Source organism: Tsukamurella tyrosinosolvens (genome assembly GCF_900104775.1).
GTDB lineage: Bacteria > Actinomycetota > Actinomycetes > Mycobacteriales > Mycobacteriaceae > Tsukamurella > Tsukamurella tyrosinosolvens.
This window is the reverse complement of record NZ_FNSA01000003.1, coordinates 2,202,228-2,216,996: the sequence shown is the minus strand read 5'-3', so window position 1 is coordinate 2,216,996 and position 14,769 is coordinate 2,202,228. Positions and strand designations below refer to the sequence as shown.

Sequence of the window (14,769 nt, the reverse complement as noted above, 5' to 3'; positions counted from 1 at the left end):
TGCGAAAATCCTTGTGCGGACCACAGGACCCGCGTAGACTCCACCATACGGAATTTCTTTTCCATTTAGATCAGACGGAGGTCCCATGCCCAGCCGCTCGCTCACCGACGACGCCCTGGCCGCGATCGAGCGTCGGCTGGCCGCCACCGACGAGCTCCTGGCCCGGAACTACCCGGGCGACGACGGCCGCCGCCAACCGGTGCACACCGTCTACCTCCCGGCGGACCGGTTCACCCCGGCGACCGCGCGGGAATGGGGCGAGCAGGCCCTCGCGGCCGCCGATGCCGCAGGCGGGCTCGCGGAGGTCGCGCGCACCGTCGGGCTGGACGATCCCGACCTCCCGGAGCTGGTGCGGCGCAAGCTCACCGAGGAACCCATCGAGGATCTGCGGCTCGACTTCGAGGACGGCTACGGCGACCGCGGCGACGAGGCGGAGGACGCCGACGTGGCGCGTGCCGTCGATGCCGTCACCGTCGCCGTCCGCGAGGGATCGGCGCCGCCGTTCGTCGGCATCCGGTTCAAGTGCTTCGAGGCACCGGTCCGGGCGCGAGGCCTGCGCACCCTCGACCTCTTCGTCAGCGGCCTCGCCGCCGGCGGCCCCTTGCCCGAGGGCCTGACCATCACGCTGCCGAAGGTCACCACGGTCGGCCAAGTCGAGGCCATGGTGGACGCGAGCCGCGCCCTGGAGGGCGCGCTCGGCCTGGACGAGCGGCGCCTGCGCTTCGAGGTGCAGGTCGAGACCCCGCAGGTGATCCTCGGGGCCGACGGCACCGCGCCCGTCGCCACCCTGTTGCACGCCGCGGACGGCCGCGTGACCTCTCTGCACTACGGCACCTACGACTACTCGGCCTCGCTCGGCATCGCCGCGCAGTACCAGTCGATGGAGCACCCGGCCGCCGACCACGCGAAGAACGTCATGCAGCTCGCCGTCGCCGGGACGGGCGTGCACATGTCCGACGGCTCGACCAACATCCTGCCGATCGGCGACCCGGCGCACGTCGCCGACGCGTGGCGGCTGCACGCGCGCCTCGTGCGCCGGCACCTCGAACGCGGCATCTACCAGGGCTGGGACCTGCACCCGGCCCAGCTCGTCACGCGATTCCTGGCGACCTACGCCTTCTACCGCGACGGCTTCCCCGCCGCCGCGACGCGACTGCGGAACTACGTGCACCGCATCGACTCCGCGATCCTCGACGAGCCCGCCACGGCCCGCGCGCTCGCGTCCTTCATCCATCGCGGCGTCACCTGCGGGGCGGTCACCGCCGCCGAGGTCGCGTCCGCCGCCGAGGTCACCGTCGAGACGGTCCGCGACCTCGCCCTGAACCGCCCCACCACCATCCAGCCCGAGGAGACCCGATGAGCTCGTCCGCACCCGTCTACTACTCGCCGCAGGGCGGCCACCCGCCGCAGACGGACCTCCTCACGGACCGTGCCATCGTGACCGAGGCCTACACCGTGATCCCGCGCGGCGTCATGCGCGACATCGTGACCTCCGTCTTCCCCGGCTGGACGAACACCCGCGCGTGGGTGCTCAACCGCCCCGTCGCGGGCGGCTCGACCACGTTCGCGCAGTCCATCGTCGAGGTCTCCCCCGGTGGTGGCTCCGAGGCCCCGGAGCCCCAGCCCGAGGTACAGAGCTTCCTGCTCATCACCCAGGGCGCCCTGCAGGTGACCATCGACGGCGAGGCGCACACGCTCACCGAGGGCGGCTACGCCTACATCCCCGCGGGCACGCCCTGGGCGGTCGCCAACACCGCCGACGGTGCCGCCGTCTTCCAGTGGATCCGCAAGCGCTACGAGCCGCTCGCCGGGCACACCCCACGCGTCGCCGTCGGCAACGAGCGCGACATCGAGCCGTCGCCGATGCCGGGCACCGACAACAAGTGGCGCACCACCCGCATCCTGGACCCGCAGGACCTCGCGTACGACATGCACTGCAACATCGTGACGTTCGAGCCGGGCGCGTCGATCCCCTTCGCGGAGACGCACGTCATGGAGCACGGCCTGTTCGTCCTCGAGGGCAAGGCCGTCTACCGCCTCAACGGCGACTGGGTCGAGGTCCAGGAGGGCGACTACATGTCGCTGCGCGCCTTCTGCCCGCAGGCCTGCTACGCCGGCGGACCGTCGAACTTCCGCTACCTGCTCTACAAGGACGTCAACCGCCAGATCGTCCTGTAGCCATTGCGATACGACGGTGCCCCTCCCGGATCCGGGAGGGGCACCGTCGTTTCCGTCGTGGAAAGACGCGTCAGGACAGCGTCGCGGCGGCGCGCACGAGCGCCTCGCGCAGCCGCAGGGTGTTCGCGTCCAGTTCCTCCTGCACGCGCTCCTGGCTGACGGGCCATGGGGTTTCGGCGATGACGTCGTGGTCGGTCACCAGCGCGACACAGGCGTAGCCCATGCCGAGCTCGCGGGCCAGCGCCGCCTCCGGGTAGGGCGTGGTCGACACGACGTCCCAGCCCTGCGCCGCGTACCAGCGGGATTCGGCCGCGGTCGAGAACCGCGGGCCGCGAATGGCCACGACGACGCCGCCGTCCGCGACCACCCAGCGCTGGTCGCGCAGCGCGGCGATCGCGGCGGCACGGGTCGGGTCGGAGAAGGGCTGCGCGAACGAGACGCGGACGTCCTCGTCGTCGTGGAAGGTGTCGTCGGTGCGCCCGGTGCGGTCGACGAGCTGGTCCGGGACCACGACGGTGCCGACGCCCACCGCGGGATCGAAGGCTCCGGCGGGCGTGGCCGCGAGGATGTGCCGCACCCCGAGGTGGTGCAGCGCCCAGACGTTGGCACGGTGATTGATCCGGTGCGGCGGGATGTTCCGCTCGCGGCCGGACCGGGTCAGGTAGGCGACCCGGCGTCCGTGCGCGGTCCCGATCACGACATCGTCCGACGGTGCGCCGTACGGCGTGTCCACGGGGTAGGAGCGGGCGTCGTCGAGGAGGCCGTAGTAGCCCCAACTCCCGAGGATCGCGACCGTGGCGTCGGCGCCGGACGGCGCGGTGGCGTCAGACATGCTTCGCTCCTTCGGCATCGGTGGCCGTCCCGTCGCCGGCCGCGACCGGCGACACGGCATCGGCGGGGGCGGGAACGCGGCCGCGCCGTGGCCCGGGTGCGCGCGCACGTCGTCGGGATCGTCGACGACGAGCGTGCCCTCCAGGACCGCCTTCATCTTCTCCGTGTCGAGCAGGCCCTCCCACCGGGCGATGACGAAGGTGGCGAGGCAGTTGCCGAGGAGGTTGGTCGCGACGCGCATGGAATCCATGAGCCGGTCCGCGCCGAGCAGCAGCGCGACCGCGGCGACGGGGAAGGCACCCACCGCGGCGGCCGTGGCGGACAGCGCGACGAACGCGGAGCCGGGGACGCCGGCCATGCCCTTGGAACTGAGGATCAGGATGCCCATGATCGTGATCTGCTGACCCACACTGAGGTCCACGCCGACGGCCTGCGCGAGGAACATCATCGAGAGCGACAGGTAGATCGCGGCACCGTCGAGGTTGAACGAGTAGCCGGTCGGGATGACGAGGCCCACGACGGAGCGATCGCACCCGGCGGCGTCGAGCTTCTTGATGACCGAGGGCATCACGGCCTCGGATGAGCCCGTACCCAGTGCGAGCATGAACTCCTCGCGGCAGTACTTGAGGAACTTCCACGTGCTCACGCCCGTGATGAGGCGCACCGCGACCGCGAGGATGAGGATGAACACGACCGCCGCGCCGTAGCACGCGAGCACCAGCATCCCGAAGGACTTGAGCGAGTCGGCACCGTAGTTGCCCACCGTGAACGCCATCGCTCCGAACGCGCCGATCGGCGCCAGATACATGATGTAGCTGACGATCCGGAAGATCACGTGCATCGCCTGGTCGATGACCTCGAGCAGGACGGGCTGGACCTTCTCACTGATCGCCGCGAGTGCGACACCGAAGAGCACGGCGAAGAGCAGCACCTGCAGCAGGTTGTTCTTGGCGAAGGCGTCGACGACCGACGTCGGGATGATGTTCATGACGAAGTCGACACCACCCGGCAGGTGCTCTCCGTGGGTCTTCTCGTCGAGCGCGCTCGCATCGAGGGTCGACGGGTCGATGTTCAAGCCGGCGCCGGGGCGGACGACGTTGCCGACGACGAGGCCGAGCGCGAGCGCGAACGTGGTGCACACCGTGAACCAGAGCAGGGCCTTCGCACCGATCTTGCCCAACGCCGCCATGCTGCCGACCTTGGCGATGCCGGTCACCACCACGAGGAAGATCAAGGGCGACACCAGCATCTTGATGAGCTTGATGAAGCCCTGCCCCAGTGGGGCGAGGTGATCGGAGAATCCCGGGAAGAAGATGCCCGTGGCGATGCCGGCGGCGATGCCGATCAGCACCTGCACGAACAGGGATCTGTACCAGGGCTTCTTCTTCGGCGCCTCAGTGGTGGTCATGGCCCGTCCCTTCGTTGCCCGACTATCGGTGCGGCCGTCTCAGTTCTCGAACGGCCAGCCCGTCACGACCTTGGGTCGCGGCGGGGCGTAAGTACGCACCTTGGAGGTCTTCAGCCCCATCCGGACGAGCCCCTCGGCGATCGTCACGGCGGCCCGGACACCGTCGACGATGGGGACGCCCGTCGCCGCGGAGACCTTCTCCTCCAGCTCCGCCATGCCGCCGCAGCCGAGGCAGATCACCTCGGCGTGGTCGCGCTCGACGGCGTCGCGCGCCTGGGCGACGATGGCCTCGACGGCCCGCTCGGGCGCGGACTCGAGCTCCAGGACGCCGAGGCCGGACGCGCGCACCGAGGCGCAGCGGGCGTCGAGTCCGGCCAGCTTGAGCCGATCCTCGATGAGGGGGACCGTCCGGTCGAGCGTGGTGACCACGGAGTACTTGTGGCCCAGATACATCGCGGTCGAGGCGGCGGCCTCGGTGATGTCCACGACGGGCACCTCGAGCAGCTCCTGCAGGCCCTCCCGCCCGTGCTCGCCGTAGCCGGCCTGGATCACTGCGTCGTAGGGGCCCTCGTACCGCGTGATCGCATCCATGACGGCGATCGCCGCGAGGTAGGACTCGAAGTTGCCCTCGCACGAGTCCGCGCCGAACCGCGGGGTGATTCCGACGATCTCGGTGCCGGGAGAGGCAGCGGAACGCGCCGATTCGGCGATCGCGGCCGTCATGGACTCGGTGGTGTTGACGTTGGCGACGAGAATGCGCATGCCGGACTCCTAGTGCTTGCTGGGGACGGCGATCGGCTCGCCGGAGACGTCGACGAACGGGCCCTTGCGGTCGGCCACCACGAGGTACACCAGAGCACCGAGACCGGCGCCGATGAACCACGAGTAGTTCGACACGACGTGGAAGGCGGGCACGAAGGCCATGAGCAGCGCCGCACCGGCGGTGGGTACGAGCGCGATGACGGCGCGCGGGTTCACACCGCTCTTGTAGAAGTACGGGGCGTCGGGCAGATCGCAGTACAGATCGGGCACGTTGACCCTGGTCTTGCGGATCAGCCAGTAGTCGGCCATGACGATGCCGAACAGCGGGCCGAGCAGCGCACCGAGGCCGCCCAGGAAGTAGGTGATCACGACGGGCGAGTTGTAGAGGTTCCAGGGCAGGATGACGAGCCCGATGACACCGGAGATGAGTCCGGCGCTGCGGAAGTTCAGGTGCTTCGGGAACAGGTTGTTGAGCGCGTAGATCGGCGCCACGAAGTTCGCCATCAGGTTCACGGCGACGGTGAGGACCAGCAGCGCGAGGCAGGCGAGCACGAGCAGAAGCGTGTTCGGCACCGTCTTGACGATGTCGGCGGGCGACTCGATGACCTGGCCGTTGATCCGGAACTGCGCGCCCGCCAGGGTGATCACGATGGCGCCGAAGAGGAGCATGTTGAGCGGGATGCCGAAGAAGTTGCCACGCACGATGGACTTCTTCGACGTCGCGTTGCGGGTGAAATCGCAGAAGTTGAGGACGAAGGTGCCGTAGATGGCCACCCACAGGCTGGCACCGCCGACGATCTGGAGCCACATGTCGAGCCCCGTCTTGGACTCCGGCGTGGTCCAGGCGATCGACCAGTCGGCCTTGCTGAGCATCCAGACCGCCAGGGCCGCCATCGTGACGAGGATGACCGGGCCCGCGAAGGCCTCGTACTTGCGGATCATCTCCATGCCGTAGCTGACGATGACGAGCTGGATCGCCCACAGCACGAGGAAGGAGATCCAGCCGAGGGTGGAGAGCCCGAGGAAGCGGTTCTCGTCGAGCGTCGCCGCGCCGGGCGCCACCGCGATGATGAGGATGCGCAGCACCACCGAGGCCAGGTAGGTCTGGATGCCGAACCAGGCGATCGCGACCACACCGCGGATCAGCGCGGGGATCTGCGCCCCGCGGATGCCGAAGGAGATACGGCTCATCACGGGGAACGGAACGCCCGTCTTCTCCCCCATGAAGCCGGAGAAGTTGAGCAGGACGAAGAGGAACACGCCGCCGAGTCCGAGGGCCAGCAGGATCTGCCAGCCGCCGAGGCCGAGCGCGAACAGGCCGATCGCGAACGCGTAGTTCCCGAGGCTGTGTACGTCGTTGGCCCACAGGGTGAAGATGTTGTAGCCGCCCCAGGTCCGGCCGGCCCGCTTCGTGGGCGCGAGGTCCTGGTTGTAGAGGCCGGCGCTGAGCCGGTTCAGGGCGTCCACGTCGGGGACGTCGGTGACGGCCGCGTCGCCGAGTCGGATCGGATTCGCCTCCGCCGCGACGCGGGGGGTGAGTTCTTCTGTCATGCTGGGCCTTCGTTCCTGCTGGCTGACCGCTCGAATCTTTTCCGTTGTGCGGAAATTCTGTTCCACTTGTAGCGATAAGTAAGACCTATCCCCGCCCACCTGTCAAGGCCCATGTCGCATCTCGGAATATGATCGTCACACGACGGAAACGACGTTCTTGACGGGTGGCGCAGGTCACACCTACTGTGGCCCCAGGATCGAGACGAAATTCCGCCACTCGGAATTTTCAGCCGAAGGAGACACCGCATGAGCACCGACACCGCCGAGTACGACCTGGTGGTCCGCGGCCGCCGCATCGTCACGACCGCCGGGACCGTGGCCCGGGAGGTCGGGATCCGCGACGGCCGGGTGGTCGCCATCGAGCCGCTCGGCAACGGCCTGGCGGGCCGCGAGGTCATCGAGCTGACGGACGACCAGGTGCTGATCCCCGGCCTCGTGGACACCCACGTGCACGTCAACGAGCCCGGGCGCACCGAATGGGAGGGTTTCGAGTCCGCGACCAAGGCCGCCGCCGCCGGCGGCGTCACGACGCTCGTCGACATGCCGCTCAACTCCATCCCGCCCACCGTCGACCGTGAGGCCCTGCGCATCAAGCGCGAGGTGGCGGGCCCCAAGGCCCACATCGACGTGGGCTTCTGGGGCGGCGCCGTCCCCGGCAACAAGGGCGAGCTGCGCGGCCTGCACGACGACGGCGTGTTCGGCTTCAAGTGCTTCCTGCTGCACTCCGGCGTCGACGAGTTCCCGCATCTCACGGCCGACGAGATGGAGGAGGACATGGCCGAGCTGGCCACGTTCGACTCGCTGATGATCGTGCACGCCGAGGACTCGCGCGCGATCGACCACGCCCCGGAGCCCGAGGGCGACAAGTACGCGAAGTTCCTGGCCTCGCGGCCCCGCGGCGCGGAGAACGTCGCCATCGCCGACGTCATCGAGCGCGCGCGCTGGACCGGGGCGCGCGCACACATCCTGCACCTCTCGTCGTCCGACGCGCTGCCGATGATCGCGACGGCCCGCCGCGACGGGGTCAAGCTCACCGTCGAGACCTGCCCGCACTACCTGACTCTGCTCGCCGAGGAGATCCCGAACGGCGGCACCGCCTACAAGTGCTGCCCGCCGATCCGCGAGGCGTCGAACCGCGAGTTGCTGTGGCAAGGGCTGCTGGACGGCACGATCGACTGCATCGTCTCCGACCACTCCCCCTCGACGATCGACCTCAAGGACGTCGAGAACGGCGATTTCGGCGTGGCCTGGGGTGGCGTCGCGTCGCTCCAGCTGGGCCTGCAACTGATCTGGACCGAGGCCAAGAAGCGCGGGATCTCCCTCGAGCAGGTCCTCGAGTGGATGTCGGCGAACCCGGCGAAGCTGGCCGGTATGACCCGCAAGGGCCGGATCGCCCTCGGCTTCGACGCCGACTTCGCCATCTTCGAGCCGGAGGCCGCACAGGTCGTCGACGTGCACCACCTCCACCACAAGAACGCGATCTCGCCGTACGACGGCCGCGCGCTCGCGGGCGTCATCAGCGGCACGTGGCTCCGCGGGGAGAAGGTCGACTTCGAGACCCCGCACGGGCGCCTGCTGCGCCGCGGCGAGGCCTAGGCCGCCCCGGGGCCCCCGGGCCCCTGGCTACGGGCGGCTCGCCAGGATCTGGCTGAGGTAGTCCGGGGTGCCTTCGATGCGCTGCAGGTGCGGGTACCGCAGGCCGCCGTGGTAGTCGATCTCGACGGTCCGCGTCTGGTCGAAGTCCTTCACCTGCAGGCGGATCGGAGCGGGATTCGTCCTGGCGGCTTCGATCGCGGTCTGCATCGTGGCCTGCGAGTAGGCCGCGTCGTTGACCGAGAGCACCGTCATGCCGGTCCCGACCTTCGCCTTGAACGCGGGGCCGTCCCAGCGGACGTCGGTCACCTTGCCCGTCGCGGACACGTTGAGGCCGATGGAGTAGGTGTAGTTGGCGGCGCCCTCCGCCGCCTTCATCTGCTCCGTGAGGAAGGCTCCCGGGTTGTTGTCGTACACCAGCTTCCACCCGGTCTTCTCGACGCTCGAGGCGAACGGCTCCCTGCCGTCGAGGCGATCGCGGAGGTACTTCGCCCAGTCGTCGGCGGCGACGCCGTTCAGGGTCGCGACCACCTTGTCGAAGTCGTACGTGTTCTGCGTCTTCCAGGTTCCCCCGTCGACACCGAAGAAGGCGCGGGCGAAGTCGTCGAGCGACTTGGTGTTGCCCGTCAGCTCCCGGATGCGCGCATCCACGCCCAGCCAGACGAGCTGACCGCCCTGGTAGTAGTCCTCGCTGAGCTGCCAGGAGCGGTACGGCTTGGTGCGGCGCTGCGCGATGATCGGGTCGTTCGTGGTGTCCTGCAGGCTGCGCCAGCTCAGGCCCGGCCTGCCGTCGGTGTAGGTGGCGACCGCGGACGCCAGCGCGTCGCGGGAGACCTCCGCCGGCCGCAGGCCCGCGCGACCGGTGAGCACGTTGCCCCAGTACTGGGTCTGCCCCTCGTAGACCCACATCAGGCTGTCCTGCATCGGGGTGTTGAAGTCCGGCGTCCACAGATCGGCCGGGCGCCGGAACTTGCCGTTCCACGAGTGCGTGTACTCGTGGCCGAGCAGGTCGTCGCTCCCGACCTCGGGATTCCACGCGGTGAAGTAGTCGGTCGGCTGGCCGTTCTCGCTGGATCGCTGGTGTTCCAGCCCGTTCGAGCTCAGCTGATCCGACAGCGAGAGCAGGAAGTCGTAGTGGTCGTAGTGCTGGGACCCGTACAGCTTGATCGCCTGCGCAACGAGGGCCCTGTGCTGCTCGATGTGCTCGGGCTTGGCCTCGAGCTGTTCCGGGGCATCGGCGAACACCTGCAGGCGCACCGGGACCTCGGCGCCGGGGGCGAGGTCGATCTCCTTGTGGAAGCGTCCCGCGTAGACGGGCGAGTCGGCGAGGACGTCGAGCGGAACGGTGCGGTAGTCGACGGTGTCCCCGCGCCGGCCGGAGACGTCCAGCGCGGTGCCGGCCTGGAATCCCGGCGGATAGGTCACACTCGCGGTGAACGGAATCTCGCTCGCGGGCTTCCCCTTCGGGTAGAGGAGCACGGCGTTCCACTGCAGGTTGAGCATGTTCGGCGTCATCACGACGCGCCCCTGCGCGCTGTCCGTCGGCGTGAGGTACGAGAACGCCGCGTCCAGGGTGTCGACGCCGTCGGGCACCGTGACCTTCAGCGCGTAGACGTTGAGCGGATCACGCTTCCACTCCAGCTTCTTCCCGCCGCCCGAGAAGGTGATGCCGGCGATCTTGTCGATCGGGCCGGACGGGGAATGGTTCCCCGGCAGCCACTGCGGGTAGAGCAGGGTCACCTCGCCCGCGCTGACGGGGATCGACTGCTTCACACCGATGATGCGCTGCGGCAGGTTGGTGACGTCCACGGACACCGCGATGGGCTTCTGCTCGCCTGCGCCCTCCCCCGCGCGGTCCGGCGACCCGCAGGCCAGCAGGCCCGCCAGGAGGACGATCACGATGCTGACGGCGCTCACGCCTCGAACCTTGGACATCGGCACTCCCGGCTTCCCGCGAACAATTTTGTTGATCCTACAAAATTGTTTGCGTCCCCGCCCTCCGAAAGGACGGGGTCCCCCGAGCGAGCCGGACGCCTACGCGCCGGCGCTCGGCGCGCGGGACCGTTAGAGCGTGCCCTTGGTCGACGGGACGCCGGTGACCCGGGGGTCCGGCTCGACGGCGGCGCGCAGGGCGCGGGCGACGGCCTTGAACTCCGCCTCCGTGATGTGGTGCGGGTCGCGGCCGTAGAGGACGCGCACGTGCAGCGCGATCCGTGCGTTCATCGCGAGGGACTCGAAGACGTGGCGGTTGATCACCGTCGAGTAGGGGACGCCCGGGTAGCCGCCGATCACGGAGTGCACCAGGTACTCCGGCTCACCGGTGTGCACGGCGTACGGCCGACCCGAGACGTCCACGGAGGCGTGCGCCAGGGTCTCGTCCATGGGGATGAAGCAGTCGCCGAAGCGGCGGATGCCCTTCTTGTCGCCCAGGGCCTCCGCGATGGCCTGGCCGAGCACGATCGCCGTGTCCTCGACGGTGTGGTGCGCGTCGATCTCGATGTCGCCCTTGGCCTGCACCGTCAGATCGAAGCTGCCGTGTTGGCCGAAGGCGGTGAGCATGTGGTCGAAGAAGGGGACGCCGGTGGCGATCTCGGTGGTGCCGGTGCCGTCGAGGTTGATCTCCACCACGATGGAGGACTCCCTCGTGGTGCGCTCGATGCGGGCGATGCGATCGGTCATGGAGTCACTCACTTCTTCTCGGGCGCCAGCTTCTCGCTGATCGCGAGGAAGGCGTCGTTCTCGTGGTCCAACCCCACCGACACGCGCAGGTGCCCCGGGATGTGCATGTCGCGCACCAGGACCCCGCCGTCGAGGTAGGTGCGCCAGGCGGCCGCCTCGTCGGCGAAGCCGCCGTACAGGATGAAGTTGGCGTGCGATTCGATCACGTCGTAGCCGAGCTGCCGCAGGCGCGCGGAGATCCGGTCGCGCTCGGCCGACAGGTGCGCGACCGACGCCAGGGTCTCCGCGCGATGGTCGATCGCGGCGATCGCCGCCGCCTGCGTGAACACCGAGAGGTGGTAGGGCAGGCGGACGAGCTGGATCGCGCCGACGATCGCGGGCGCCGCCACCAGATAGCCGACGCGCCCGCCCGCGAAGGCGAAGGCCTTGCTCATCGTGCGGCTCACGATCAGCTTCTCGCCGAAGCGGTCCAGCAGCCGCACCGCCGACGGCCCGGCGCTGAACTCCCCGTACGCCTCGTCGACGATGACGATGCCCGGCGCAGCCTCGATCAGCCGGATCAGGTCGTCCTCGGCGATGAGGTGCCCGGTCGGGTTGTTCGGGTTGGTGAGGAACAGGACGTCGGGGCGCAGCTCGTCGATCGCCCCGACCGCGTAGTCCACGTCGAGGCCGAAGTCGGCCGTCCGCTTCCCCGGGATCCAGTGCGTATCCGTGCCGTCCGAGATGATCGGGTGCATCGAGTAGCTGGGCACGAAGCCCATCGCGGTACGCCCCGGCCCGCCGAAGACCTGCAGCACCTGCTGCAGGATCTCGTTGGAGCCGTTGGCCGCCCACACGTTCTGCGGCCCGACGACGGTGCCGGTCCGCTCGGTCACATACTCCGCCAGCCGGTTCCGCAGCGCGGCGAGGTCGCGATCCGGGTACCGGTTCATCGCGGCCGCCGCCTCACCGACGGCCTTGGCGATGTCGGCGACGAGCGCCGGGCTCGGCGGGTGCGGGTTCTCGTTGGTGTTCATCGCGGCGGCGACGGGGAGCTGCGGCGCGCCGTAGGGCTGCTTGCCGCGCAAGGTGTCCCGGATGGGCAGCTGGTCGAGGCTCACGGCCTCACCGGGCAGCGGGTTCACGCGCGGCCGCCCTTCAGCGACTCGAACCGCAGCCGCACGGCCTCGCCGTGTGCGGGGAGGTCCTCCGAGTTCGCCAGGGTGATCACCGTGCCCGCGATGTCCTTGAGCGCGGCCTCGTCGTACTCGACCACGTGCACGCCGCGCAGGAAGGTCTGCACCGACAACCCCGAGCTGTGCCGCGCGCAGCCCGCGGTCGGCAGCACGTGATTGCTGCCGGCGGCGTAGTCGCCGAGGCTCACGGGCGAGTGCGGGCCGACGAAGATCGCTCCGGCGGCGCGAACCCGGCCCGCGACCTCCCGGGCGTCGGCGGTCTGGATCTCCAGGTGCTCCGCCGCGTAGGCGTTGACCACCGCGAGCCCCTCGTCGATGCCGTCCACGAGCACGGTGCCGGACTGCGGGCCGCGCAGCGCAGTGTCCACCCGCTCGCGGTGCCGGGTGATCTCGAGCTGGGCCGTGAGCGCCTCGTCGACGCGGTCTGCGAGCTCGGGCGACGTGGTGACCAGGACCGATGCCGCCATGACGTCGTGCTCGGCCTGGCTGATCAGATCTGCGGCGACGTGCACCGGGTCGGCGGTGTGGTCGGCGAGGATCGCGATCTCGGTGGGCCCGGCCTCCGCGTCGATGCCGACGAGGCCGCGGCACAGCCGCTTCGCGGCGGTGACGTAGATGTTGCCGGGACCGGTGATGAGGTCGACGGGAGCCAGCTCGGCACCGTCGAGATCCGTGCCGCCGTGTGCGGCGAGCGCGATGCCCTGCGCGCCTCCGGTGGCCCACACCTCGTCGACCCCGAGCAGCGCGCACGCCGCGAGGATCGTGGGATGGGGCAGCCCGTCGAAGTCCTTCTGCGCGGGCGAGAGGACCACGAGCGAACCGACACCCGCGATCTGCGCGGGAACCACGTTCATCACGACGGACGACGGGTAGACGGCGTTGCCGCCGGGCACGTAGAGGCCGACGCGGTCGACGGGGATCCACCGCTCCGTGACGGTGCCGCCGGGCACGACCTCGGTGACGGTATCCGTGCGCTTCTGGTCGGCGTGCACGGCGCGGACCCTGCCGATCGCGGTCTCCAGCGCCTCGCGGATCGCGGGCTCGAGCTCGGCCAGCGATCGCTCCAGCGCCGCAGCGGGAACCCGGACGGTGGCCGGGCGGACACCGTCGAACCTCTCGCCGAACTCGAGGGCGGCCTCCGCACCGCGCTCGGCGACCGCGTCGACGATGGGCCGCACCTGCGGCACCACCGCGTCCACGTCGACGCCGCCGCGCGGGAGCGCCGCACGCAGCTCGGCGAGCGACGGGCGACGACCGCGCAGGTCGAGACGGCTCAGCTGCAGATCAGACATGCCCCCATTCTATGGGTGCCGCGCCACCGGGTATCCGGCCGGGCACCGGCCGACCGGCGATGCCGTCGACCACCGGTGTGGGTGCCGTCACAGGCGGCCGCGCACCTCGGCTTCGGGCCCCGGGGGCACCTGACGGTCCGGTAAGTTGTCCGCCATGGCTGAGACCAACCACGGGGACCAGGGCCTCCTGTACTGGCTGATCAAGCACGTGTCGGTGGGACCGACGATCCGGCTGGTGAACCGGCCGACCGTCGAGGGCCTGGAGAACATCCCGGTCGACGGCCCGGCCCTCATCGCCGGCAATCATCTGTCGATCGCCGACTGGCTGTTCGTGCCCCTGGTCGTGCCGCGCCGCATCTCCTACCTGGCGAAGAGCGACTACTTCACCGCGCCCGGCGTCTCCGGCAAGCTGCAGAAGTTCTTCTACACGCAGACGGGGCAGGTGCCGATCGACCGCGCCGGCGGCGACGCGGCGACGGCCGCGCTGAACACCGCCAAGAAGCTGCTCGGCGAGGGCCGCCTGGTCGGCATGTATCCGGAGGGCACCCGCTCCCCCGACGGCCGGCTCTACCGCGGCCGCACCGGCCTGGTCCGGATCGCCTTCGAGGCGAATGTGCCGATCATCCCCGTCGGCGTCATCGGCACCGACAAGGTCTCGCCCCCCGGTCCGTTCAGCTGGCACGCCGAGCGGGTGCAGGTGAAGTTCGCCAAGCCCATCGAGCCGATCGAGTACGACATCCCGTCGGATCCCGACGAGCGTCACGCGCTGGAGCGCTCGGTGACCGACCGGCTCATGCAGGAGATCCAGTCGCTCACCGGGCAGGAGTACGTGGATGAGTACGCCAAGAAGTGGCGCCCGGAGTCCTGACCCGGCGCAGCGGGCGCGCGACCTGGCGGTGCTGCGCCGCGTGCGCGACCGCATCGACCGCGAGTTCGCGCAGCCGCTCGACGTCGAGGAACTGGCCCGCGGCGCCCACCTGTCCGCGGGGCACCTGAGCCGCGAGTTCAAGCGCGTCTACGGCGAATCGCCCTACTCGTACCTCATGACCCGCCGGATCGAGCGGGCGATGATGCTGCTGCGCCGCGGCGACGTCTCCGTGACCGACGCGTGCTTCGCGGTGGGAAGCTCGTCGCTGGGCACGTTCAGCACCCGGTTCACCGAACTCGTGGGCGTGCCGCCGAGCGTCTACAAGCGCGACCACAGCGCCGCCGCGGAGGGCATCCCGGCGTGCCTCGCCCGGCAGGTCATGCGACCGGTCAGGAACCGAGAAGCACCGCACGCCCCGCCGCAATAACCTGG

12 protein-coding genes and 1 pseudogene are annotated in these 14,769 nt (G+C 69.8%); 5 read left to right on the top strand and 8 right to left on the bottom strand.

All coding sequences use genetic code 11. From position 1 onward, the window contains the following. Positions 1-85 precede the first annotated feature (85 nt). Both BLW32_RS12155 and BLW32_RS12150 read left to right on the top strand, forming a co-directional pair. Positions 86-1,360: a DUF6986 family protein gene (locus BLW32_RS12155; protein WP_068525398.1), complete on the top strand. Its 1,275-nt coding sequence runs from the start codon at positions 86-88 to the stop codon at positions 1,358-1,360. Further along, a complete protein-coding gene (locus BLW32_RS12150) occupies positions 1,357-2,178 on the top strand; it encodes a bifunctional allantoicase/(S)-ureidoglycine aminohydrolase (protein ID WP_068742021.1) in 822 nt (273 codons plus the stop codon). Before BLW32_RS12155 ends, BLW32_RS12150 begins: the two co-directional genes overlap by 4 nt. A 70-nt stretch (positions 2,179-2,248) precedes the next feature. On the opposite strand, the gene BLW32_RS27505 is transcribed toward BLW32_RS12150, so the two are convergent. The 4 genes and pseudogenes from BLW32_RS27505 to BLW32_RS12130 form a co-directional block, all read right to left on the bottom strand. Continuing rightward, positions 2,249-3,010, bottom strand: a complete 762-nt coding sequence (locus BLW32_RS27505) for an MTAP family purine nucleoside phosphorylase (RefSeq protein WP_170181080.1) — start codon at positions 3,008-3,010, stop codon at positions 2,249-2,251. An 83-nt stretch (positions 3,011-3,093) separates the two neighbouring features. Beyond that, positions 3,094-4,417 (bottom strand): annotated as a pseudogene (gene dctA, locus BLW32_RS27040) (C4-dicarboxylate transporter DctA); the annotation flags it as partial. A gap of 39 nt (positions 4,418-4,456) precedes the next feature. After that, positions 4,457-5,179, bottom strand: coding sequence for an aspartate/glutamate racemase family protein (locus BLW32_RS12135; protein ID WP_068742022.1), 723 nt, complete (start codon positions 5,177-5,179; stop codon positions 4,457-4,459). A gap of 9 nt (positions 5,180-5,188) precedes the next feature. After that, entirely contained in the window at positions 5,189-6,730 is a 1,542-nt protein-coding gene (locus BLW32_RS12130; protein ID WP_082791440.1) for an NCS1 family nucleobase:cation symporter-1, read from the bottom strand. Between the two features lie 246 nt (positions 6,731-6,976). Between BLW32_RS12130 and allB the strand changes: the two genes are divergently transcribed. Beyond that, positions 6,977-8,326 (top strand): allantoinase AllB, encoded by a 1,350-nt coding sequence (gene allB / locus BLW32_RS12125; protein ID WP_068525387.1) that lies wholly within the window; start codon positions 6,977-6,979, stop codon positions 8,324-8,326. A 27-nt stretch (positions 8,327-8,353) separates the two neighbouring features. On the opposite strand, the gene BLW32_RS12120 is transcribed toward allB, so the two are convergent. The 4 genes from BLW32_RS12120 to hisD form a co-directional block, all read right to left on the bottom strand. After that, the gene (locus tag BLW32_RS12120) at positions 8,354-10,240 is read right to left on the bottom strand and encodes a M61 family metallopeptidase (protein ID WP_231857381.1); all 1,887 of its coding nucleotides are present in this window, start codon (positions 10,238-10,240) and stop codon (positions 8,354-8,356) included. Positions 10,241-10,387: 147 nt separating this feature from the next. Then, the gene (hisB, locus tag BLW32_RS12115; protein ID WP_068525383.1) at positions 10,388-11,002 is read right to left on the bottom strand and encodes an imidazoleglycerol-phosphate dehydratase HisB; all 615 of its coding nucleotides are present in this window, start codon (positions 11,000-11,002) and stop codon (positions 10,388-10,390) included. An 8-nt stretch (positions 11,003-11,010) separates the two neighbouring features. Further along, positions 11,011-12,126 carry a histidinol-phosphate transaminase gene (locus tag BLW32_RS12110; protein WP_068742025.1) on the bottom strand — a complete coding sequence of 372 codons (1,116 nt, stop codon included), beginning with the start codon at positions 12,124-12,126 and terminating at the stop codon, positions 11,011-11,013. Next, a complete protein-coding gene (hisD, locus tag BLW32_RS12105; RefSeq protein WP_068742026.1) occupies positions 12,123-13,469 on the bottom strand; it encodes a histidinol dehydrogenase in 1,347 nt (448 codons plus the stop codon). The genes BLW32_RS12110 and hisD overlap by 4 nt, the downstream gene beginning before the upstream one ends. Positions 13,470-13,623: 154 nt before the next feature. On the opposite strand from hisD, the gene BLW32_RS12100 reads away from it, so the two are divergent. Further along, positions 13,624-14,337, top strand: coding sequence for a lysophospholipid acyltransferase family protein (locus tag BLW32_RS12100; protein WP_068525376.1), 714 nt, complete (start codon positions 13,624-13,626; stop codon positions 14,335-14,337). Continuing rightward, positions 14,303-14,764 (top strand): helix-turn-helix transcriptional regulator, encoded by a 462-nt coding sequence (locus tag BLW32_RS12095; protein WP_068742027.1) that lies wholly within the window; start codon positions 14,303-14,305, stop codon positions 14,762-14,764. Before BLW32_RS12100 ends, BLW32_RS12095 begins: the two co-directional genes overlap by 35 nt. Positions 14,765-14,769 lie beyond the last annotated feature (5 nt).